The 23,186-nt window shown below is 30.0% G+C and carries 19 protein-coding genes; 16 read left to right on the forward strand and 3 right to left on the reverse strand.

All coding sequences use genetic code 11. The features are described from left to right. Positions 1-44 precede the first annotated feature (44 nt). The 13 genes from ACNFIH_RS17850 to ACNFIH_RS17910 all read left to right on the forward strand — a co-directional run bounded on the left by ACNFIH_RS17850 (position 45) and on the right by ACNFIH_RS17910 (position 17,402). Positions 45-1,598 carry an oligosaccharide flippase family protein gene (locus ACNFIH_RS17850; RefSeq protein WP_426484142.1) on the forward strand — a complete coding sequence of 518 codons (1,554 nt, stop codon included), beginning with the start codon at positions 45-47 and terminating at the stop codon, positions 1,596-1,598. An 89-nt stretch (positions 1,599-1,687) separates the two neighbouring features. Continuing rightward, on the forward strand, positions 1,688-2,584 hold the full coding sequence (locus ACNFIH_RS17855) for a polysaccharide pyruvyl transferase family protein (protein WP_426484143.1): 897 nt from the start codon (positions 1,688-1,690) through the stop codon (positions 2,582-2,584). 27 nt (positions 2,585-2,611) lie between these two features. Beyond that, positions 2,612-3,958: an O-antigen ligase family protein gene (locus ACNFIH_RS17860; RefSeq protein ID WP_426484144.1), complete on the forward strand. Its 1,347-nt coding sequence runs from the start codon at positions 2,612-2,614 to the stop codon at positions 3,956-3,958. A gap of 57 nt (positions 3,959-4,015) precedes the next feature. Then, positions 4,016-5,254, forward strand: a complete 1,239-nt coding sequence (locus ACNFIH_RS17865; protein WP_426484145.1) for a glycosyltransferase — start codon at positions 4,016-4,018, stop codon at positions 5,252-5,254. Between the two features lie 48 nt (positions 5,255-5,302). Further along, a complete protein-coding gene (locus tag ACNFIH_RS17870; protein ID WP_426484146.1) occupies positions 5,303-6,250 on the forward strand; it encodes a glycosyltransferase family 2 protein in 948 nt (315 codons plus the stop codon). A gap of 136 nt (positions 6,251-6,386) precedes the next feature. Next, positions 6,387-7,604, forward strand: coding sequence for a glycosyltransferase (locus ACNFIH_RS17875; RefSeq protein ID WP_426484147.1), 1,218 nt, complete (start codon positions 6,387-6,389; stop codon positions 7,602-7,604). Beyond that, positions 7,601-8,524, forward strand: a complete 924-nt coding sequence (locus ACNFIH_RS17880; protein WP_426484148.1) for an NAD-dependent epimerase/dehydratase family protein — start codon at positions 7,601-7,603, stop codon at positions 8,522-8,524. Before ACNFIH_RS17875 ends, ACNFIH_RS17880 begins: the two co-directional genes overlap by 4 nt. A 42-nt stretch (positions 8,525-8,566) precedes the next feature. Then, on the forward strand, positions 8,567-9,790 hold the full coding sequence (locus tag ACNFIH_RS17885; protein WP_426484149.1) for a hypothetical protein: 1,224 nt from the start codon (positions 8,567-8,569) through the stop codon (positions 9,788-9,790). A 24-nt stretch (positions 9,791-9,814) separates the two neighbouring features. After that, on the forward strand, positions 9,815-10,918 hold the full coding sequence (locus ACNFIH_RS17890) for a DUF1972 domain-containing protein (RefSeq protein WP_426484150.1): 1,104 nt from the start codon (positions 9,815-9,817) through the stop codon (positions 10,916-10,918). A gap of 53 nt (positions 10,919-10,971) precedes the next feature. Continuing rightward, a complete protein-coding gene (locus ACNFIH_RS17895) occupies positions 10,972-12,555 on the forward strand; it encodes an FAD-dependent oxidoreductase (RefSeq protein ID WP_426484151.1) in 1,584 nt (527 codons plus the stop codon). Between the two features lie 127 nt (positions 12,556-12,682). Further along, positions 12,683-14,101: an undecaprenyl-phosphate glucose phosphotransferase gene (locus ACNFIH_RS17900; protein WP_426484152.1), complete on the forward strand. Its 1,419-nt coding sequence runs from the start codon at positions 12,683-12,685 to the stop codon at positions 14,099-14,101. A 110-nt stretch (positions 14,102-14,211) separates the two neighbouring features. Continuing rightward, positions 14,212-15,003, forward strand: a complete 792-nt coding sequence (locus ACNFIH_RS17905; protein WP_426484153.1) for a polysaccharide biosynthesis/export family protein — start codon at positions 14,212-14,214, stop codon at positions 15,001-15,003. Between the two features lie 14 nt (positions 15,004-15,017). Further along, entirely contained in the window at positions 15,018-17,402 is a 2,385-nt protein-coding gene (locus ACNFIH_RS17910) for a GumC family protein (protein ID WP_426484154.1), read from the forward strand. Positions 17,403-17,482: 80 nt separating this feature from the next. Here the strand turns inward: ACNFIH_RS17910 and ACNFIH_RS17915 are convergent, their stop codons facing one another. Next, positions 17,483-18,226 carry a tyrosine-protein phosphatase gene (locus ACNFIH_RS17915; protein WP_426484155.1) on the reverse strand — a complete coding sequence of 248 codons (744 nt, stop codon included), beginning with the start codon at positions 18,224-18,226 and terminating at the stop codon, positions 17,483-17,485. Positions 18,227-18,366: 140 nt separating this feature from the next. On the opposite strand from ACNFIH_RS17915, the gene ACNFIH_RS17920 reads away from it, so the two are divergent. Continuing rightward, the gene (locus ACNFIH_RS17920; protein ID WP_426484156.1) at positions 18,367-19,557 is read left to right on the forward strand and encodes a DUF5009 domain-containing protein; all 1,191 of its coding nucleotides are present in this window, start codon (positions 18,367-18,369) and stop codon (positions 19,555-19,557) included. Between the two features lie 69 nt (positions 19,558-19,626). Here ACNFIH_RS17920 and ACNFIH_RS17925 read toward each other — a convergent pair whose 3' ends face one another. Continuing rightward, positions 19,627-20,022 carry a hypothetical protein gene (locus ACNFIH_RS17925; RefSeq protein WP_426484157.1) on the reverse strand — a complete coding sequence of 132 codons (396 nt, stop codon included), beginning with the start codon at positions 20,020-20,022 and terminating at the stop codon, positions 19,627-19,629. Between the two features lie 5 nt (positions 20,023-20,027). Next, entirely contained in the window at positions 20,028-20,597 is a 570-nt protein-coding gene (locus tag ACNFIH_RS17930; protein ID WP_426484158.1) for a hypothetical protein, read from the reverse strand. A gap of 149 nt (positions 20,598-20,746) precedes the next feature. Between ACNFIH_RS17930 and ACNFIH_RS17935 the strand changes: the two genes are divergently transcribed. Both ACNFIH_RS17935 and ACNFIH_RS17940 read left to right on the forward strand, forming a co-directional pair. Beyond that, positions 20,747-21,931 carry a hypothetical protein gene (locus ACNFIH_RS17935; protein WP_426484159.1) on the forward strand — a complete coding sequence of 395 codons (1,185 nt, stop codon included), beginning with the start codon at positions 20,747-20,749 and terminating at the stop codon, positions 21,929-21,931. 31 nt (positions 21,932-21,962) lie between these two features. Continuing rightward, the gene (locus ACNFIH_RS17940) at positions 21,963-23,126 is read left to right on the forward strand and encodes a glycosyltransferase family 2 protein (RefSeq protein ID WP_426484160.1); all 1,164 of its coding nucleotides are present in this window, start codon (positions 21,963-21,965) and stop codon (positions 23,124-23,126) included. The last annotated feature ends 60 nt before the right edge of the window (positions 23,127-23,186 follow it).

Here is a 23,186-nt window from a genome sequence, read left to right on the forward strand (position 1 = left end):
GTTTTTGTGAAATTTCTTGCCAAATAAAGTTTTTAAAAAGTTTAGTGTCAGTAGATAAAGTAAATAAAAGAATAGCTAAGAATACATTGTTGCTATATTTCAGGATGTTGCTTACAATGTTTGTAACGCTATATACTGTTAGAATTGTTTTAGAAGTATTAAAAGTTGAAGATTACGGATTATACAATGTAGTCGGAGGAATTGTAGTTATGTTTTCTTTTTTAAGTAACACAATGGCAACCGCTTCAGAACGCTTTTTCGCTTTTGAAATTGGAAGAAAAGATTTTGACCAATTGAAGAAAACATTTAGCATTACAATTTTGATTTATGCTATTATTGCCGCGGTTATTTTTATATTGGCAGAAACAGTTGGATTGTGGTTTTTAAATTACAAGATGGTTATTCCTCCTGGACGCGAATATGCTGCAAATTGGGTATATCAATTTTCGCTTTTCTCTTTTATTCTAACAATTTTAACAATCCCTTATAATGCTGCCATTATTGCTAATGAAAATATGAAAGCATATGCATATATAAGCATTGTTGAGGTTTCTTTAAAATTAATTATTGTTTTTCTACTATCTATTCTGTCCTTCGATAAATTAATATTATATTCAATACTTGTTTTTGGAGTAACTGCAATTGTGACTCTAATTTATAGAACAATATGTGTTAAGAAATATTACGAATGCTCCTATGAATTTTACTGGGATAAGAAATTGTTCAATACATTAATTAGTTACTCAGGATGGAATCTTTTTGGTGCTTCAGCTTCGGTGCTTAATAATCAAGGGATCAATATAATGTTGAATTTGTTTTTTGGTCCAGTTGTTAATGCTGCAAGAGCAATTTCGTATCAAATTGGATCTACTTTAAATCAATTTGTCCTTAATTTTATGACTGCAACAAATCCTCAAATAACTAAATATTATGCGAGTGATGAGAAAGATAAAATGATGGATTTAGTGTTTCAAAGTTGTAAATTATCATTTTTTCTCCTCTTTTTGATTTCTATGCCTGTTCTATTAGAAACGCATTTTATTCTTTCGATTTGGTTAAAAACAGTCCCGGATTATGTAGTTAATTTTACAATATTACTGATAATTTCTTCTTTGGTTGATTCGCTGTCTTATCCTCTTAGAACAGCCGCGCAATCCACTGGAAGAATAAAAAAATATCAAGTAATTGTTGGCGTATTTTTGATGTTTAATTTGCCAATTTCTTATTTGCTTTTTGTGTTGGGTTTTCCACCTCAAGTAACTTTATATGTTTATATTGTTATAGCATTTATTTGCCTATTCTTAAGAATATATATATTAGAAAATTTGATTAATTTACCTATAAAAGCTCTTTTTTTTAATGTACTAGGGAGGGTATTAATTGCTTCTATTGTATCTTTTGCAATTCCAATTCTAATATTATATTATCTCGACGAATCTTTTTTAAGATTGATTATTGTTACTAGTAGCGGTATAGTGTGTACCTTATTGTCAGTTTTTTTTATTGGATTATCTTTAAAAGAAAGAAATTTTATATTTAATTCATTACTTAAAGTTATTAAGAAAAAAAATATTTTTAAGAATACATATGTTGAGTAGCTATATGCTTGCTGAACTTATTTTGTTATGAATTAAAAATTAAGTTATAATCCTTGACTATCACAATTAAGGATTGAAAAATATTTTATATGGAATATATTTACTTTAAAGATCCGAACGGAAATTTTGGGGATGATTTAAACGGTTGGTTATGGCCACAAATTTTTGGAGAGGAAAATCTAAATAATAATGATGCTTTTTTAGGGATTGGATCAATATTGTTTAATAATCATAAGATTATAACTGATTTAGGAGAAAGAAAAAAAATTGTTTTCGGTACAGGTATAAGACCAATTTATGAAGCTTTTAAGTATGATAATACATGGGATGTTAAGTTTTTACGGGGCCCCTTGTCAGCGTATTCATTTAATAATCAATTTGAATATATAACAGATGCCGCATATGCTTTGCGTTTTGTCGAAAGTTATGATTCGTTAAAAAATACTGAGAAAAAGTATGAAGTGAGTTTAATGCCATACTTTAGATCGGTTAAGTATTTTGATTGGAAATCTATATGTGATAAGCTAGGTTATCATTATATTTCTCCATTAAGTGAAAATGGTGTTGAACATACTCTAAAGGAGATAGCTGCTTCAAAATATTTGATAACTGAAGCTATGCATGGCGCTATCCTTGCAGATGTTTTAAGAGTTCCATGGAATAGATATGTCTTGACAACACCTGTCACTGAAGGAGCTATGGTTTCAGAATTTAAATGGATGGATTGGCTATATTCAGTAGGACTTAATGATGTGACAACTACTTTCATTAAATTTAATAGAAAAACATTCCTCAATAATTGGTTAAAGAAAATGAGTAATAATGTATTAGATGTTGAGTTTGTTATAAAACATAAAATTGTTGAAGAAATTTTATTGAAACTTGACACAATTAATCAGTTTTACTTGTCAACTGATGAAAATTTATCGGTTATAAATTCTAGATTATTTGAAAAAATAGAAGATTTAAAAAAACAACTTCTTTAGATTCCAACTTTTTGAGTTATTTTAATTATGTATAAGTATCAAATATTATTTTTGATTATTGCTTTTCAGTCAGTTAGAGCTTTATTGTCAAAGAACAAAACAGGCTCTAAATATTTACTGTTAAGTTTCTTTATAATAACAATTCCTCTAGAATTTACTTGGTCCGTTTTACAAGGAAATCTTAAAACTTTTGCTGGTACTTTGGGAACGAATTTAAATATAACAATCCCATTATTAATTGTTTTGTTTTTTTTTCTGTTTTCTAAGTTTAAAATTAAACAAAAAGTTAAGTACTCAATTTGGATAAAAGGGATCTTTGCTATCTATGTGATTTCACTTCTTAATCCTTATAATACAGCTAAATTTGCCACATTTGTTTCTGCTCTTTTTTTAGTTTCTCATCTTATTTTTTTTATATACATATTTAAAAATTTAACACATCGGGAAATAATTTTAGCTTTGTATGATGGTTTCATGATAATCTGTATTTTACAGTTTTTCTTGGCTATTTGTTTCCCTCTCTTGGGAATTTCGCAAGTAACAACAATATTTCATGATTCTGCCGGAGAATCTGCCACTAGAATGGGTACACGTGAAGGGGCGGTTGGATTATTTGTTCATCCTGGAAATGTTGCTTTGTATACAACAGTAGTCTCAACATTCTTTTTAGGTTGCTATTTACGTAATTATAAAAAGAAAAAAAGCTTAATTATCTTAGTACTGAATGTAATAACGCTTATTTTAACTTATTCTCGTACAGCTTACTTGGTTTTTGTGATTGATATGGCAATTGTTTATTATATCTGTACGAATGCTGAAAAAGCGATTTTTACAATAAGAAATGTCATAAAGTTTATTCTGCCTCTAAGTTTAGCTTTAATATATTTGGTTTTTTTCTCTCCCTTAAGCGCCACTTTTTTAGAAAGTGATGCAAACGAAATGTTAGATGCCAGAATGATGCACTGGTTTATGGGGTTTCAAATTTTTAATACATCACCATTAATTGGTGTTGGTATAAACGGACATTTAGAATATATGTTCACTAATTTTAATTTGTTTGGAGGAAAAATTATTGATGATTTCTTTTGGGAAAATCCAATCCATAATATTCATTTAATCGTGCTGGTTGAAACCGGTCTAATTGGATTTGTTTTTTGGATTTTTTTTATATTTAGTAATATATCAAAAGCTAAAAAAGATATTGCAAGAAAAAGAAATTTGATTTTATCAGCTACTCAAATAGGAACTTTAATAGGAGTATTGTTATACGGTATCACTGGATGGGCTCCATTTTCAAATAGTATTTTACCCTTTTTGTTAATGGTATCTTTTTTTACCATACAGTACAGAAATGCAATAAATAGTAGTAATTAGTTGATTTAGTAGTTTTAAAAACTTAAAATTAATAATACATTTTTAAAATAAAATAGTTTGAAGAAATTAAACATCTTAATTATTTCTAGTGTATTACCTTATCCTTTAAATAACGGTGGGGCACAAGCTCAATTTCATATAATTGATAATCTTCGAGATAGAGCTAATATCTCGATGTTAGTAATTATCCATAAAAATATGAATACTCAAGAAAATCTTGAAGCTTTAAAATTAGTATGGCCAGATGTTACATTTATTCCATTTTATTCTGATTGGAAAGATTATGATTTTATTACAATTCTTAACAAAATTAAACTTAAAATTACATCCATTTTTGGTTTAAAAACAGACCAGAGTAAGCGTTTAGGGGAAATGTCTGGCGATTTTTATACAGATAAATTTTTAACTTTTGTGCAGAATAATGTAAATGAAAATCATTACGATATAATTCAGACTGAGTTTTATCCTTTTATGGGATTAATTTATTCGATCAATAGTAAAGCAAAAAAAATATTTATCCAGCATGAAATAAATTTCGTAAAAAATGAAATACTCATGGATATTTATCCTGCAAGCAAGTATGAGCAATATTTGTATAATAAAAACAGGTTATTTGAAATTGCTACAATGAATGAATATGATGCAATAGTTGCATTAACAGAAGTTGATAGATTAAAATTAATAGAATCTGGTGTATCTACTCAGATCTATTCTTCTCCGGGTGGAATAAAAGTTAATGCCATAGAAAACCTTGATTTTGAATTTAATAATAAAATTGTTTTTTTAGGAGGATATCAACATTATCCAAATGCAGATGCAGTCGATTGGTATCTTTCTGACATTTGGGAAAAGACATTATTAAAAAATCCACTATTAGAACTTCATATTGTGGGTATTTGGCCAAAAAATATTATAAAAAATTATGAGAAAAAATATCGTAAAGTTTTTTTCCATGGTTTTGTTCCTGATTTGTCAGAAATCTTAAGTAATTCAATTGTCATTGTTCCTTTAAGAATAGGAAGTGGTATGCGTATGAAAATTATTGAAGCTGTCAATTATGCATGTCCAGTTGTGACTACTTCTGTAGGTGTTGAAGGTTTGGATTTTATGGATGGCGTAGATTGCATTATAAGAGATGAGCCGGATAGTTTAGCTATTGAAATTGCAGAATTATCTTTAAATCCAATAAAACAAAAAGAGTTAATTCAGAATGCAAAAAACACTTTTGATGAAAATTATTCGATTGATAAATTATCTCAAAAAAGATTTTCTATATACAACTCATTAATCAACTAATAAATAAATTAAAAAATAGATTCAAATAAATTTGGAGGTTTGTAGACAATGACGGGATTATCAATTATTATAACATATTATAAGGGCGAAAAACATATTTTTAAATGTTTGAATTCTATAATCGATTCTGCTGAAAATGCAAAAAAGAAATTGCCTTTTGAAATAATATTGGTGATAGATTCAATTGAAGATTCTTTAGAAATAAGTTCAAAAATTAAAAAAGAATACGCAAACTCAAAAGTAGATTTAAATATTCATATTAATGAAAAGAATATTGGTGTTTCAGAATCTAGAAATATTGGTTTGCAGAAATCAAAATTTAATTACTTTACGATTATAGACCAAGATGATTATGTGCTACAAAATTATTTTACCGAAATAGAGGCAAATCTCGATGGTTTATATTCGGCTTATGTCATCAACGGATATATAAAATATGAAAGCGAAAATAGAGAAATACCAATTTATTTTTTTAAACCAAAATTTACTTTCAAAAGTATATTAAATAAAAATACGCTTATTTATACTCCAGGATTAATTATTTTTGATTCAAAATTTGTTTCAAAATCAAATTTCTTTATCGAAACGTCAAAGCAATATAAAGGATGTGATGATTGGGCAGCATACCTGAATTTGCTATATAAAGGGAATTGTAATTATAAGTATATAAAAAGTAAAATCTTTATCTATTTAATGCATTCGGATAATTATAGTAATAAAATTGATGAGATGATAAATTCATCCATTTCAGTATTAGATTATTTAAGTAAACTGGAAGCTTTAAATTTTAAGAGTAAAAGAAAGATTAACTACTCTTATCTTATGCAGCAATTTTATTTAGCAAAAGATTTTAAAAAAGAAAAAAAGGTTTCTCTTTTAAAGAAATTTCCAAAACAATTTATGGATCATTATTTTTTTTCATTCTTTTCAATCGATCGTCAAAATCGTTTGATATTTAACATGAGAAAAATTTTAAAGAAGAAAGAATATAATTAAGCTTTATTGAACTCAATATTGGTTTATCAAATTTTTTAAATTAAAGATATCAATTTCTGATATATAACTTTTCAATAATGAGTTATATAGAAAAGTCGAAATTAAGATAAACTACAATCAAATTAAAAAAAATCGAATGAAAGTACTTTTAGCTCATAAATTTCATAAATATACAGGTGGCGCAGATGTGTTTTATTTGGAAGTTGGCAGAGTGTTGGAGAAAAATGGGCATGAGGTTGCTTATTTTTCTACTGTAGATGATGAAACAATTGACAATGATTATAAAAAGTATTTTATTGAAGCTCCAGATTTCAAATCAAAAAGTATTCTAAAAAAAATAAATGCGTTTTCAAAGATTCCTTACAATTTTGAAGCAAAAAGAAATTTTACAAAATTAATTGAAGATTTCAAACCTGATATTGTTCATGCTTTTGGAGTTATCACACAAATATCACCGTCCATATTTGATGTTGCAAAAAAGAAGAATGTTCCTTTAGTTGTATCAATGAATGACTATAAGCATATATGTTCTAATTATAAGCTTTTTCACCATAATAAAATTTGTGAAGATTGTAAAATGAATCGTTTTTACAATGCCGTTGTAAATAAGTGTAGTCATGATTCTTTTAGTTTTAGCCTGGCTAGTTCAATCGAATCGTATGTGCATTCAATCTTAAATATTTATAGAAAAAATATAAATCTTTTTCTTTTTGCCTCTGATTTTATGGCTCATAAAACGGAAGAGTTTTGGGGAGCTGAAACTTTCCGATGGGGCAAATTGATGAATCCATTTAATATTCCAAGTCGTGAACCTAATACAAAAAAAGAAAATTATGGTTTGTATTTTGGACGATTAATCGAAGAAAAAGGAGTTCATCTAATAATTGAAGCATTAAAGTTTCATAAAGATTTGCCTTTTAAGATTGTAGGTAATGGACCACAATTGGAAGAGTTGCAAGATATGGTTAAATTATATAACTTAAATAATGTAACATTTCTTGGTCCAAAATGGGGTGCAGAGCTAGATGATATTTTATATAATGCGAAATTTGTCATAGTGCCATCAATATGGCATGAAAATTTTCCTTACGTAATATTGCAAAGTTTTGCAGCAGGCGTTCCTGTGATTGGTTCATCTTTAGGCGGTATTCCTGAATTGTTGGGTGAGGAAAGAGGAATTTTATTTGATCCTCAAAAAATCGAATCTCTTTCACAAGCAATAAGTCTTGTCTGTGATGATGAAAATCTTTCTGAAAAAATGGGTATAAATGGAAGAAATTATGTCTTAGAAAACTTCAGTGATGAGAAATTTTATCAATCAATCATTATTAATTATAATTCTGTTATTAAATGAATGTACTTGTTATAGGTGGAAATGGTTTTATAGGTTCACATCTAATAGACGCTCTTATTCAAAATAACCATTCTGTTCGTGTTTTTGATCATGGTCATGAAAAATTTAGATCTCCAAATCCAAAGATAGATTATAGAATTGGGGATATAAAAGATGGGAATTATTTATACGAAGCAATGCTAAACATTGATGTTGTTTTTCATTTGGCTTCTGGTTCAGTACCAAGTTCTTCTAATTTGAATATTGAGATGGATATCACTAAGAATGTATTTCCAACAATATTAATTTTGGATAACATGGTCAAATTAGGGATAAAAAAAATTGTTTATTTTTCTTCTGGTGGGGCAGTTTATGGAGAAGTTGATGATTTACCGATAAAAGAGACAAATGTTCTAGAACCTATCTCTTCTTATGGTATAACAAAAGTTACTATAGAAAATTATATTAAACTATATAACAGAAATCATTCAATAGAATATTTAATAATACGTCCATCGAATCCATATGGTCCGCGCCAAGGTCATTTTTTAGCTCAAGGAGTAATTTCTACTTTCCTGAGAAAGATAAAGGCAAATGAAAGCTTATCCATTTTTGGAAATGGGGAAAACAAGAAGGATTATATTTTTGTAGATGATTTGGTACATTATGTATACGATCTTTTTGTGAAATCTAAAGAGGGAATTTACAATGTTGGAAGTGGAAATGGAACATCAATTAATGAAATTGTAAACGTTATCGAAGAAGTTACAAGTAAAACCTGTAAAATCGAATATGCCGAGTCAAAAAAGTATGATGTTAAAGATTTTACTTTAGATATTTCAAAGGTTAAGGATGCTATTGAAAAAGATTTTAATACAGATATAAAAAATGGAATTGAGAAGACTTGGAATTGGTTAAAAAATGAATCAAATTTTAATTAGCGAGGGTTGAAATAAAAAATAAAGAATTATTAACGGTTAGTTATGAGGAGCTTCTTTCTTTTGTTGATGTTTGTAATAAATGGATACTCACAAAAGATTTATTTTATTTCTCAATCTGGGGATGATTTAAATCTAGGGACATCGGTTAAAAGCCCATGGAAAACCCTTAAAGACTTTCAGCAAGGGAACACTTATTTATTCCATGCCAATGATACATTTTATCTAAATATTCCTAAAATAAAAATTGAAGACAGTTTGCCAACAACCATATCGTCTTATGGAAAAGGTACTAAACCTTTAATTTGTGGATACCGCATAATATCTCCAAATATGATTTTTCCAACTAATTTTCAAAATGTCTGGCAAGTAGCTATAAATAGCAATTTGTTAGAAGGGTTGAAATCCGTCCAAAATGAAAATGTAGGATTTCTAATGATTAAGGGGAAAATTTATGGTAATAAGTGTAAAGAGTTAAATTTGTTAAAAAAAGAAGGTGATTTTTATGACGAGAAAGGGATGTTATATATTTATGCATTAGTGAAACCCAGCAACAAAATATATTTTGCCTGCAGGGGAAATATTATAACTTTAAGTAATAACTTGACAGTATCAGATTTAAGAGTTGAAGGAGGTGGTAGCCATGGTGTTCAAGGAGAAAATGTAAGAAATGTAAGGCTGAAAAACCTCGATCTTAAGAATATTGGTGGTGCTTATCTTAAAGGGTTTGGTGATGGTTTTATTAGGTATGGTAATGGAATTGAATTTTGGGAAAGCGCTACTAACTGCTATGTTGAATATTGTTCTATTAAAGATGTTTATGATGCAGCATTTACTGCGCAGGGAAGAAGTCCTTCAAAAGTGTTTTATAATATTGTTTTTAGAAACAACAATATTTCTTACTGTGAACAAGCAATAGAGTTCTGGCAAGAGCATTGTCTTGATGGATTTAAAAAATGTTCTTTTTCCAATAATAAATCCATGTATGCTGGTTACGGATGGTCGCATGAAGTAAGACCAGATACTAGTGCAGGTGTCCATGTATTAGTTTATTTTCCACTACTTGGTAAATCAGATGTTAAAATAAATAATAATAGTTTTACAAATGGTCGAACAGCCTCTTTAAGATTACCGGTTGATTTTAATAAAAATAATTGTTTGTCTTTAAAGAATAACTCTTATTATGGTAATAATAATAAGTTTATTTATTATAATAATGGAGAGATTAAGAGTATAATTGACTTCAAGTCGACCATTTCAAAACAGTAATTATCAAACTTTAATAATATATTAATGAAAATAGTAATTTTAGGAACAAGAGGTATTCCTAATCATTATGGAGGCTTTGAACAATGTGCTGAATATCTTGCATTAGGTTTGGTAAAAAGAGGTTTTGAAATTGTCGTTTATAATTCACACAATCATCCGTATCAGGAAAAGGAATGGAATGGAGTTCAAATCGTACACTGTTATGATCCAGAATATAAATTAGGAACTGCTGGTCAATTCATTTATGACTTAAATTGTATTTTGGATATTAGAAAACGTAAATGCGATATCGTGTTGCAATTAGGATATACTAGTAGTTCAATATGGGGATGGTTAATGCCTAAAAAAGCTATTATAACCACTAATATGGATGGCTTAGAATGGAAGAGGACAAAATATTCTAATACTGTAAAAAAGTTTCTTAGGTATGCAGAATCATTAGGTGTCAAATATAGCGACTTTCTTATTTCGGATTCTATTGGTATTCAGGATTATTTACAAAAGACTTATAATGCATCGTCGACTTATATAGCATATGGAGCAACTATTTTCAAAAATAATGATATTAAAATACTTACAGAGTATAATTTACTGCCATTTGAATATGATATGCTTATTGCAAGACTTGAGCCTGAAAATAGTATTGAAATAATCTTAGACGGTGTTGCTGAAGCCAAACTTTTGCGCCCCTTTTTAGTTATAGGAAATCATGAAACTCCTTATGGTCAATATTTAAAGCAAAAATTTTCATCTCATTCTCAAATTAAATTTATTGGAGGTATATATAATATTGATGTTTTAAATAATTTACGTTTTTATTCTAATATTTATTTTCATGGGCATACTGTTGGCGGAACAAATCCTTCGTTACTAGAAGCGATGGCTTCTAATAGTTTGATATGTGCCAATGATAATGATTTTAATAGATATATTTTAGGTGATGATGCTGTTTATTTTAAAGATGCAATTGATGTAAAAAACCATCTATTAGATATTCAATATCAGGAACAAAAGTTTCAATTGTGTTTAATGGAAAACACAAATAAAATTGATAAAATCTATGATTGGGAATTAATCGTAGATCAATACGCCAAACATTTTACAGAAATTTCAAAACAAATTAAATAATCATTGGTTATTGCAGTAAGTCTATTTTTTTGCCACTATAAATTATGTAATTTATGAAGAACATTTTAGTTGTTATATTTAGCATTGTTATTTTTTGCTCATGTAGTACAGAGCAAAATGTTAATGAACCAGTTGTAGTAAGTAAACCACCTTTGAATTTGAAGTATGATGTGGTAGTTTATGGAGGAACATCAGCAGGTATAATTGCCGCGGAACAAGCGGTGAATATGGGAAAATCAGTAATTCTTATATGTAATTCTAAAAGAGTCGGAGGTATGACAACAAATGGCTTAGGCAATACAGATGTAGGGAAATCATCAGTTGTTGGAGGGTTGGCATTAGACTTTTATAAAAGGGTTGGAGCAAATTATAATATTAAGGGGGCGAAGTGGACATTTGAACCGAATGTTGCATTAAAGGTTTTTAATGATATAATTAGGGAGAAAAAAATAACCGTTGTGTATGATGAACGACTTTTATTAGGTTCGGGAGTAGCTAAAAATGCTGATGGATTCATTGAAAAAATCACAATGGAATCCGGGAAGGTTTATCAAGGAAGTTTTTTTATTGATGCTACTTATGAAGGGGATCTAATGGCAAATTCTGGAGTCTCTTATATTGTTGGTAGAGAAAGTAATAGTACGTATGGTGAAACTAAAAATGGGGTTACCGGGATTTCCGACGTCAATATTGTGGATCCTTATATTACAATGGGAAAGCCACACAGCGGTATACTGCCAAGGTTGACGCATATTAAAAATATTCCAGCTATGGGGTCAGGAGATGATAATGTTATGCCTTATAATTTTCGTTTATGTCTGACAAATGTTCCTGAAAATAGAGTGCTTATCGAAAAACCTGTAGAATATGATCCTATGGAATATGAGTTGCTGATTAGATCAATTGCTAACGATCCTTCACTTCCTAATTGGACAATGATTCCGATTCCTGGAAATAAATATGATATGAATAATTGGGGGGCATTTTCTTCTGATTATTCAGGAATGAACAAATTGTACCCAGATGGTAATTATTCTGTAAGAGAAGGTATAAAAAAACAACATGAAATATATCTTAAGGGGCTACTATGGACGTTGCAAAATGAGGAACGAATTCCTGCGTCTTATAGAAGTAAATACATTGGATATGGATTGGCAAAAGATGAATTTATTGATAATAATAATTGGCCATTGGAAATGTATGTCCGCGAAGCCCGCAGAATGATAGGTGAATATGTTATGACTGAGTTGTCAATAACGAATAAAGATGTTGAAGATGCGGTATGCTTAGGGTCTTACCCAATGGATTCACATATTGTTCAATTGGTATTTATCCCGAACAAGAGAGTAAACTTCGAAGGTTCTTTGTTTATTGCAGTTAATGAACCTTATGGAATTAGTTACAAATCAATTTTACCAAAAGCAACAGAATGTAATAATTTATTAGTTCCGGTTTGCTTATCATCGTCCCATGTTGCTTTTTCTTCTATTAGAATGGAGCCTCAATTTATGATGTTAGCACAAGCAGCAGCAACAGCAGCATGTATTGCTATAAATAATGGGACTGCTGATATACATGATGTTAAATTTTCTGACCTTCAAACAAAACTATTGTTTGATGGACAAGTTTTGAAATAATTTCTAGATTAGCAAAATAGTTTTTTGACGTAACATTAATGATGTTTTGTTTTTAACTTGTTGAATTTAAAAAAATAAGGTGGTGTGGTTAAAGATTACGTTAAATATAAATTAATATAAATTGGAGATGAAAGTCTTGCAAAAATTATCCGGGTTTCATTTCTCCCGTTATTTCAAAGCTATATTTGTGATATGGGATGTAGTTTTACTAAATGTCGCAATTGTTTTGTCCGCATTATTGAGATTTGGTACGATTGAGAAACTCTCATTAAAAGAAGTTCGAACAATTTCACTGCTAGCTAATTTAATATGGATAGGACTTTTACTCTATAAAGATTCTTTTCGTATTGTTAGGGTTGAGCCTATTGAATCAATATTGAAAAGAACAATAAAGAAAGTAATTATTCATATTGCGATTACGGCTTTCTTTGTGTTTTTCTTAAAGTATGGTGATATTTCAAGGCTTCGGTTAGTTTATTTTTATTGGATTTTCTTTGGATTGTTGATGATTTCCAGATTTTTATCAATGAAGCTTCTCCGATATATCAGATCTAAGGGATATAATTTTAGAAGTTTTATAATAATAGGAGCGAATGATACAGGAGAGCGAATGCGAAAAATTTTAGCAAAAGATTTAACTTATGGTTTTCGATTTTTAGGTTTTTTTGATGAAAAAGTAGATCCTTTTGCATTTATTTCTGATCCAGTTTTGGGTGGGTTTGATCAAATTGAAGAGTTTATTATCAATGAAGAAGTTGATGAAATGTACGTTGCTTTACATATTGATAATATTAATGTCATAAACAGATTGGTGAAAATTTGTGAGCAACATATGGTTCGAATTAAATTTATTCCGGACTTTCAATTATATACGAAATCAAACAAGGTCCAAATGACTTTTTATGAAAATACTCCTGTTCTAATGTTCCGACGTGAGCCACTAGAAGCAGCTGTAAATCGATTTTTGAAAAAGGTATTTGATATTTGTTTTTCAGCATTTGTTTTGGTGTTTATATTCCCATGGTTGTTTCCTATCATAATGCTCATCATTAAAATCGAATCACCGGGACCAGTTTTTTTTAAACAGGAACGTTCTGGTAGAGATAATAGATCTTTTACTTGTCTAAAGTTTAGAAGCATGCGTTTAAATGGTACTGCTGATAGTAAACAAGCAGTAAAAGGCGATAGTCGAGTAACCAAATTTGGAGCCTTTATGCGAAAAACAAGCATCGATGAACTGCCTCAGTTTTTTAATGTTTTTTTTGGCGATATGTCTGTGGTTGGACCTAGACCTCATATGGTAAATCATACAAAACAGTATAGTGAATTGATTAGTAATTATTTAGTTCGCCAATATGCTAAGCCAGGCATCACAGGATGGGCTCAGGTTAATGGTTTCCGTGGTGAAACAAAAGAGCTGGTTGATATGGAAAATAGAGTAGAATACGATATTTGGTACATTGAAAACTGGAGTTTGTTATTAGATATTAAAATCATAATAAAAACAGTTATTAATGTGTTCAAAGGAGAAGAGAATGCTTTTTAACGTATTTTAAATCCAAATTCAACACAATGTTCAGCTCTTAGACACGTTATTGTTTTTTGTACGAATAAAATTTTTAAATCCTTATATTTGCCCCGTAAATTGTAGACCTAATGAAATTGATTCCTTCTTTTTTTATTAAAGCACTTAGTTTTTTATTGCTTTTATTTTTATGTTTTTCTTGTGGATCCAGAAAAGATGTAGTGTATTATCAGAATATTGATCAAATGACCGCTAAGGAAAGCTTAAGTTCTTTTGAGATTAAAATCCAGCCAGACGATTTATTGATGATTTTAGTATCGGCTGATGATCCTGAAGTTGCAATTCCGTTTAATTTAAGAACATATAGTACCTCAAACAACAGTAGGTTAGATATTACAAGAGGGCAAGAAACCGTTCAGTTGTATCTGGTAGACCAAAATGGTAATATTGAATTTCCAGTACTTGGAAAATTAAAAGTTTCTGGATTAACCCGTACAGAAGTGCTTAAATTATTACAAGATAAAATTAGTACTTACATTAAGAATCCAATTATTAATCTTCGTATTATGAATTTTAAAATTTCCCTACAGGGAGAAGTTAATATTCCGGGAACTTACCCTATTGCTTCAGAACGAGTTACTTTGATTGAAGCTCTGAGTATGGCAAAAGATTTAACTATTTATGGCCGACGAGATAACATATTAGTTATAAGGGAAACAAATGGGGTAAAATCATATAATAGAGTTGATATAACAAAATCTGATTTTATTAATTCTCCTTTTTATTATTTAAGTCAAAATGATGTCGTTTATGTTGAGCCTAATAAAACTAAAATAAATGCATCAGTTGTAGGTCCTAATACCTCAGTGATTATATCTGCGATTTCTATTTTAGTATCGCTTTCTGTCCTAATCTTTAAATAAAATTGAAATATAAAATGCAAAAGCAAGATTTTTACAATGACGTGATAGATGATGAAATCGAAGACGTTAATTTAAGAGAGCAGTTAAACAAATACTTGGTACATTGGCGTTGGTTTTTAGTTAGTATCGTAATTGCCTTAATTATTGCTTTTTTGTATTTACGTTATACTATGCCAAGTTATGAGGCAACTACTACAATATTAGTTAAGGATGAGAAAAAAGGAGGTATGCTTTCAGAATTATCAGCCTTTGCAGATTTAGGTATTGGTGGAGCTATGAAAAGTAATGTTGACAACGAGGTTGAGATCTTAAAGTCAAGAACGTTAGTAGAAAGTACTATTAAAAAATTGAATCTGAATGTAGGTTTGTTTGTTGAAGGAAAGGTAGTGGATCGTGATATATTTGAAGATACGCCTATTAAAGCTTATTTTATAAATAAAGTAATTTTATTTGATGAAATGAAATTGACATTAAATTGTCAGCTTTTAAATGCAACTACTTTTTCATTAGAAAGTGAAGTAGAGGAAAAGGAGGATTTTCTTTTGTCGACAAAAAAAGAATTCAAATTTGGAGAAAAAATCCCTACTAAGATAGGTACTTTAGTTATTCAGAAAACTGCTTTCTACGGTAAAAATCACACTGGTAGATTCAAATCAATACGCATAGTAATTACTCCTCTTGATGAATTGACTGAAAACTTTAGGAAGAAATTAAAAGTTGAACCTATTAGCAAAACCAGTAGTGTTGTAAATGTTTCAATTTCTGATCCTGTGGCTAAAAAAGCTGAAGATTTTTTAGATAACATGATTGAGATCTATAATGAAGATGCTGCAGAAGATAAAAACTTTATTTCAGAAAATACTTCTAAATTTATCGCTGGAAGATTAGCTTTAATCGCACAAGAATTGGATGGAGTTGAACAGGATGTTGAAAGTTTTAAAAAAACAAACAAACTTACAGATATCGAGTCTGAGGCAAAACTTTTTATCGAAGGTTCAACAGAATATGATAAAAAAGGAGTGGAGACAGAAATCCAATTGAATGTGGTTTCGTCACTTTTGGATTTTATTAAAAAGAGTAATAATTCTGATTTGCTGCCTTCAAATTTGATTATGGATAATAAAGATGCAAGTGAATTAATTTCATCTTATAATCAATTAGTGTTAGATCGTAATAGGATTCTAAAATCTGCTACTGAGGAAAATCCATCTGTAGTAAAACTAGATCAACAAATTACTTCTTTAAAATCTAACGTTGTGGCTAGTTTGCGTCGTTTGCAGGCTAATTTGCAAATACAGAATCGTGACATCAAAAGCCAGGAAAGTCTTTTAAATAGCAAAATTGGAAAAATTCCAGTTCAGGAACGTCAGTTTAGAGTAATTGCAAGACAGCAAAAAGTTAAGGAAGAACTATATTTGTATTTGCTTCAAAAACGTGAAGAAACGGCTATTTCTTTATCAGCCACTGAACCAAATGCGCGAGTGATTGATGTTGCGAAAGCTGATAAGGATCCAATTAGTCCAAAGAAAAAAATCATTTATTTGGCTAGTATGCTTTTAGGACTATTAGTTCCATTTGGTGTGATTTACGGTAATGATCTTTTAGATACAAAGATTAAAAGTAAATTGGATCTGGAAGGAAAAACACAAATTCCATTTATTGGAGATGTACCAACGTCAGATGATATTGCAGAATTGATTAAATCGGAAAGCAGAACGAGTTCGGCAGAGGCAATTCGTATCGTAAGAACCAATTTAGAGTTCATGCTTACTAAAGTTCCAGAAGGAATCGCAAAAACTATTTTTGTTACTTCTACTTTTCCTTCAGAAGGTAAAACTTTTATATCTGTAAATCTTGCGGCAACTTTCGCTTTGTCTGGACGACGAGTTTTGTTGGTTGGTTCCGATATCAGAAATCCTAAATTTGGTGAATATATTAATGTCCCAAGTGTTGGTTTGACAAATTATTTGTCATCAACTGATAAAGACGTTAGAGATTATATCATTAAACATGAAGGATACAAGAATTTCTTTATTCTGCCATCAGGTGTGATTCCGCCAAATCCTGCTGAATTGTTAATGAGTAATAAAGTGGATCAGCTTTTTACAGAACTTAAAAAAGAATACGATTACATAATTGTGGATACTGCGCCAGTAAGTTTGGTTACCGACACATTATTAATTGCTAAAAATGCTGATACTTTTGTATATGTTATGCGTGCAAATGTTCTTGAAAAACGTATGCTGAGTATTGCTAATACTTTCTACAAAGAGAAAAAATTACCAAACATGTGTATCGTACTAAATGATACCGATTCTACAAAAGGCTATGGTTATGGTTATGGCTATGGTGTTAGAGTAGATAAGAAACCTTGGTACAAAAGAATAATCTCAAAATAATAAAGGGATTGTATAAAAAAACGGCTCAAGTAATTGAGCCGTTTTTTTATACAATATTATTTTCAACAGAGAAGATAATATTAGAATTTAAAGAATTGATTATTCGCAATAATTTCTTTTAAGTTTTTAATATTATTGTTTTCAATTTTTACTTTTTGATTGAATGATGCAATGTGATTATTGTGGTGTACATCTGTGCCAACAAAATCATACATTCCTTTTTTAAGAAGCTCATCAGCAACTTTCGTAATTTCACTACCATAGTAACCTACTGTTGCAAGCAGGTTAAGTTGAAATAAACATCCCGATTTTTTTAATTTATCATATTCACTAAAATTTTTATGATAAAATAAATAGCGCTCTGGGTGTGCTAAAACAGGAATATATCCTGCAACCTGAAGATCAAAAAGAATCTTGTATAATTGTATCGGTGCATTCATATATGACATTTCAACCAATACATAATTATCTTTTAGTGTCAACAATTTTTCATTTTGAAAATGGGTTTCAAACCAATCATCCATGAAGTATTCTGCAGCAGCCTGAAAAGGGATTTTAATATTTTCAGCTTCTAACAAAATTTGGGTTTCCTGATGTTTTGTAATAATAGTTTCAGGTGAGTTATTCCAAATATAATGACTAATATGCGGTGTTGTAATAAATTGAACGACACCCATTTCTTGAAAGGACTTCGCAAGTTTGCTTGTATCTGCAATGGTTTTGGCACCATCATCGATTCCCGGTAATAAATGTGAATGAATATCAACATAATTTCCAGCTAATAGGTCCTTTAAATACGGTTTTGACTTTAAGAATGATAACATGCTGCAAAAGTAAGTAAAGTACATTGTATTTTATATCAAAAAGAGTAAACTTTTTATTACAGATACGTTTATATTCGTCATCAAATTTTTCTATTTCAAGTATTATTTTATATTTGTTTCTGATAATAATTTAATGATTTATGAAAATAAAAGAAAATTTATCTAGTAAAAGGGTTTTTTCTATAGACGCTTTGCGCGGAATTACCATTTTTGTAATGATTTTTGTAAATGAACTTGCAAGTATAAAGAACGTGCCGCAATGGATGAGACATATGCCGGCCGATGCTGATGCAATGACATTTGTTGATGTAGTTTTTCCTGCTTTTTTGTTTATTGTAGGAATGTCGATTCCATTTGCATTTAATGCAAGATTAATAAAAGGAGATAATCCTAAGACAATATGGATTCATACACTTAAAAGAGCTTTGGCTTTAATTATTATCGGTGTTTTTATGGTCAATGCAGAATATGGTTATGACGCCTCAAAAATGTTGATTACTCCAGTTATTTGGGCGCTTTTAGCATATGCTATGCCAATTCCAATCTGGAATAAATACACAAAAGATTTCCCGATTTGGTTAAAATACATACTTCAATATGGCGGTATGCTTGTTTTGGTAATTCTGTATTTTCTGTATATTCAGGACAATGGCGAAAGAGGAATGACGCCAAAATGGTGGGGAATTCTGGGGCTTATAGGCTGGGCTTATTTGTTTACCGTAGTTTATTATTGGCTGGTTTGTGGACGATTATGGGCCATGACCGCATTTTTAGTTTTATGTGTTGTTTGTAATTCAATCAATTTTATTGAAGATACGGCTTTACATCAGTTGACTTGGTTTAGTTTTATTGCCGGGCATCTTACTCATGCTACTTTAGTAACTAGCGGAGTTATAATTTCGTTATTATTTTTTGATCGCAAAACCGAAGTAAAAATTAATTGGCCAGTAATTGGCCTTACGCTCTTGTTTTTAATAACAGGATATTTGCTTCGTCCTTATTTTGGAATTTCAAAAATTAAAGGAACGCCTTCCTGGACTATGTTTTCAGCAGCAATTTGTACAGTATTGTTTTATCTTCTGTATTGGATTATGGAAATTAAAAAACAAACAAAATGGAGCGATTTTTTTATGCCAGCCGCAGCAAATCCGTTGCTGATTTATATCTTGCCTGGCGTTATTTATTACTTCTGTAAAGCACTTAATTTTCATATTATTCCGGGATATTTTAGGGTAGGAGTTCCGGGAATTATCTGGTCGCTACTATTTTCAACGATTATGCTTTTTGTAATGAAAATTTGTAACAGATATAAAATTCAATTGCATTTATAAAAAGTTTCAAGTTTTACGTTTCAAGTTTTACGTTTAGCACAAACCTGAAACCTGAAATTTGAAACAAAATCATCTAACTCGTTTAAATGCTATTGGTCCTTTTCGGTCTTTATTGTCTTTAAAAGTTCCTTCAAGCGTGTTTCCGTCTTCAGATAAAACCAAAGTATGCGTTCCGGCAGTTGCCCAACCTTCAATTGGTAAAGTCACATTTACTGTATACGTAATTGTATTTCCTGTTCTTTTTCCTGTACCGCTTTCTACAAATTTTTGACCTTTCCATTCTAAATAATGAGAAAATATAATTTTTCCGTTTTGGTCTGAGATAATCGCAACAGCATTTTGAACGCCAGAATTGATGTCTTCCCAAACACCATTAATGTCGATTTTTGGAGTTGCAGCTTTTTTTTGGCTGTAGCCGAAATTTAAAAATGAAATAAAAAGTAATAGAAAAAGTCTTGTTTTCATGTTCTTTAATTTTGAATTATAACAGATTTTATTTCTAATGACGCTCGCGAAATTGGTTTGTAATTCACAAAATTGAATTTACACAGATTATGAATATTCAAAAGTCGTCCATCAACTAATCCATCTTGCTTGAAGTTTTTCCAGGAAATTTTTAAAGTAGTAAACTTGTTAGGAGATGCAGGCAAATCTGCCATAGGATGTGAACCTCCATGTATACAACCTGTTCCTTCTGGATTTCCCTCTCGGGCTTGTAATTTTATCAGCTGAGTCGATTTGTAAATAACAGTCACAAAACCAGAGGCGTTGGCTAAATTTTTCGGAATCGCATCATTTGTTTCTGATGGAATAATAGTAACATTTAATTCAATTTCTCCTCTCGGAAAATCTTTGGCAGTAACTCTTATAACGCCTTCCTTTTGGCGAACAGCGTTTATCATTTCCTGATTTTCTTTGGCTGGACCAGCAATAAACCAAGTATTTGATTTTACAAGATTTATTGATCCCAAAGTGGGTTTATTGCTAAAACTAGAGGCGAAAAAGATAAATGCGACCGGAATATAAAATAATCGAAGCATAATTAAATTCGTTTTTTGAAATCAATATTCGTTCTTTCAAAGATACTTTTTCTCCTGACTTAATTTTCTTTCTGTAATTCTTTTTGAAAAGATGTTATTGTCTTAATAAAGTTTTAAATTTGTTAGGATATATTCTTAACTTCTTTTTAATGAGTAGTTTAAAAATAAAATTTATCTTGTTTTTAATTTTCATTTCGCCATTTTGTTATTCGCAAAATGACAGTATTTCTGTGGAAAATCAAGATATTTTAGACGTCATTCAAAAAATCTTTAAAAAAAACGATACAATCAACGAACGCAGAGACAGGAAATTGGCTTTTTCTCTATTACCTGTTCCAATTGGTGCAAATAATTCAAACGGACTCGTAATCTCTTTTTTGACTACTTTTTATTTGGGTGAGGATCATGAAACAACAAATATGTCACAGGTTTCGTTTTCGCCTTATTTTAGTTTTAGCAATCAATATGTGTTTCCAATTCAATCTTATATTTATACAAAAGACAATAAGTGGAATTTCATTGGCGATTATCGTTACCTAATTTATCCGCAGCTTACTTACGGCTTGGGGGATAATAATTCAAAAGAAGAAATGTCGACTTTAGATTATAAGCAATGGCGTTTCTATCAATTTATTACGCGAAAAGTTGTTGGTAATTATCGGTTAGGAATGGGGTTTCTTTATGATAATTATACTAATATTTCTGAGGAATCTTATATAGATGAAGAAACAGACTATGTAAAATATATGAATGGCGATTTTTCAGATGAAACTTCTTTTGGATTTGCGATTCAAGGTTTGTATGATTCCCGAAAAAACATCGTTAATCCCGAAGGAGGAATGTATATAGAAGCTGATTTGAGAATAAATACAAGTGGGGTAAACGGCGACAAATGGCAGTCATTGTATTTTGATGCAAGAAAATACCATTCTTTCAGTAAAACAAAACATCGTGTTTGGGCGTCAAGAGCATTTTATTGGTCGACTTTTGGCGGAAAACCTCATTATCTTGATTTACCAAGTATTGGTTGGGATCGTGATGGAAAAACGGGACGCGGTTTTACAAAAAATAGATACCGAAGCAACGCATTGATTTATTTTGAAACAGAATATCGAACTGATATAACCAGAAATGGTTTTTTTGGAGCTGTATTTTTTGCCAATATTTCATCGGTTTCAAAACTGGATACCTATCAATTTGACAAATGGCATCCAGCGGTTGGAACCGGAGTCCGAATTAAATGGAATAAAAAAAACAACAGCAATTTAGCTTTGGATTACGGAATAAGTAAAAACGATTGGTCTTTGCGATTGGGATTAACAGAAAATTTTTAACTTCCCCAAAAATCATCAGCCCAAAATTTTCATGCAATTATCGGTAATAATTCTTAATTATAATGTAAGATACTTTCTGGAACAATGCGTTTTAAGCGTTCAGGAAGCAATTATTGCACTCGATGCTGAGATTATTGTTGTTGATAATAATTCGACAGATAATTCCTGTTTGATGATTCAGGAAAAGTTTCCTTCAGTAAAACTTATTCAAAACAAAGAAAATTTCGGTTTTCCAAAAGGAAATAATATTGGAGTTGCGGCAGCAAAAGGGAAATATATTTGTATTTTGAATCCCGATACAGTAGTTGCTGAAGATACTTTTACTAAAATTTTGGCTTTCGCCGAAGAAAAAAAAGATTTAGGGATAATTGGGTGCAAACTTATTGACGGAACAGGAAGTTTTTTGCCTGAAAGTAAACGTGGTATTCCAACGCCTTGGGTTGCTTTTACGAAAGTTTTAGGTTTGTATAAAATCTTTCCAAAATGGAAAATTTTCAATCAATATTATGCACAGCATATTGACGAAAATGAGAGCGGAAAAGTTGAAATTCTTGTTGGTGCATTTATGTTTATGAAACGGGAACTTTATCTGGATTTAAAAGGTTTTGACGAAAATTGTTTTATGTATGCCGATGATATCGATTTGTCGTATCGTGCGTTGCTCAAACAAAAGTCAAATTACTATTTTCATGAAACAACAGTTTTGCATTATAAAGGTGAAAGTACTATAAAAGATGAAAAATACATGAAACGTTTTCAGGAGGCAATGAATTTCTTTTATAAAAAGCATTTCAAGAAGTCATTGTTTTTTAGTGCTTTTATTCAAATCGGAATTTGGTTTTTTGCTTTTGCTAAAATGTTTCAAGGAAAACCAAAACGAAAACTTTTGCCAGAAAAGTATATTTTTTATTCTTCAAATAGTATTTTGTCTGAAAAATTGCCTGCAATTCTGAAAAATAAAGTGGAGTTTTTAGATTTCAAAAAAGAAAAAATGGTAAATTCGTGCCACGTTTTTAAGGGTAAAAAGGTTGAGATTATTTTAGATAATCAGTACGTTTCATTCAAAAAATGTATCAAAATCATAGAAACTCTTAAAGATAAGAACGTTACTTTTAAGATTTTCCCCAAAAAAGCAAATTTTATTATTGGAAGCAATTCTCGAAATGACAGAGGGCAAATTGTAAAAATTGAGTAAAAAATTATATTAAATGTAATTTATATTTAAAAAATTCGGTAATTTCGCAATCTGAAAATC

Origin of the sequence: Flavobacterium sp. 2, from assembly GCF_049949195.1 — a bacterium.
Taxonomy (GTDB): Bacteria; Bacteroidota; Bacteroidia; order Flavobacteriales; family Flavobacteriaceae; genus Flavobacterium.

Bases quoted from the DNA above. Each gene is read 5' to 3' on its own strand.
- ACNFIH_RS17880 (WP_426484148.1), top strand. From the start codon at position 7,601: ATGAATGTACTTGTTATAGGTGGAAATGGTTTTATAGGTTCACATCTA.
- ACNFIH_RS17890 (WP_426484150.1), top strand. From the start codon at position 9,815: ATGAAAATAGTAATTTTAGGAACAAGAGGTATTCCTAATCATTATGGA.
- ACNFIH_RS17940 (WP_426484160.1), top strand. From the start codon at position 21,963: ATGCAATTATCGGTAATAATTCTTAATTATAATGTAAGATACTTTCTG.
- ACNFIH_RS17935 (WP_426484159.1), top strand. From the start codon at position 20,747: ATGAGTAGTTTAAAAATAAAATTTATCTTGTTTTTAATTTTCATTTCG.
- ACNFIH_RS17920 (WP_426484156.1), top strand. From the start codon at position 18,367: ATGAAAATAAAAGAAAATTTATCTAGTAAAAGGGTTTTTTCTATAGAC.
- ACNFIH_RS17905 (WP_426484153.1), top strand. From the start codon at position 14,212: ATGAAATTGATTCCTTCTTTTTTTATTAAAGCACTTAGTTTTTTATTG.
- ACNFIH_RS17910 (WP_426484154.1), top strand. From the start codon at position 15,018: ATGCAAAAGCAAGATTTTTACAATGACGTGATAGATGATGAAATCGAA.
- ACNFIH_RS17875 (WP_426484147.1), top strand. From the start codon at position 6,387: ATGAAAGTACTTTTAGCTCATAAATTTCATAAATATACAGGTGGCGCA.
- ACNFIH_RS17855 (WP_426484143.1), top strand. From the start codon at position 1,688: ATGGAATATATTTACTTTAAAGATCCGAACGGAAATTTTGGGGATGAT.
- ACNFIH_RS17900 (WP_426484152.1), top strand. From the start codon at position 12,683: ATGAAAGTCTTGCAAAAATTATCCGGGTTTCATTTCTCCCGTTATTTC.
- ACNFIH_RS17895 (WP_426484151.1), top strand. From the start codon at position 10,972: ATGAAGAACATTTTAGTTGTTATATTTAGCATTGTTATTTTTTGCTCA.
- ACNFIH_RS17870 (WP_426484146.1), top strand. From the start codon at position 5,303: ATGACGGGATTATCAATTATTATAACATATTATAAGGGCGAAAAACAT.
- ACNFIH_RS17885 (WP_426484149.1), top strand. From the start codon at position 8,567: ATGAGGAGCTTCTTTCTTTTGTTGATGTTTGTAATAAATGGATACTCA.
- ACNFIH_RS17860 (WP_426484144.1), top strand. From the start codon at position 2,612: ATGTATAAGTATCAAATATTATTTTTGATTATTGCTTTTCAGTCAGTT.
- ACNFIH_RS17925 (WP_426484157.1), bottom strand. From the start codon at position 20,022: ATGAAAACAAGACTTTTTCTATTACTTTTTATTTCATTTTTAAATTTC.
- ACNFIH_RS17930 (WP_426484158.1), bottom strand. From the start codon at position 20,597: ATGCTTCGATTATTTTATATTCCGGTCGCATTTATCTTTTTCGCCTCT.
- ACNFIH_RS17915 (WP_426484155.1), bottom strand. From the start codon at position 18,226: ATGTTATCATTCTTAAAGTCAAAACCGTATTTAAAGGACCTATTAGCT.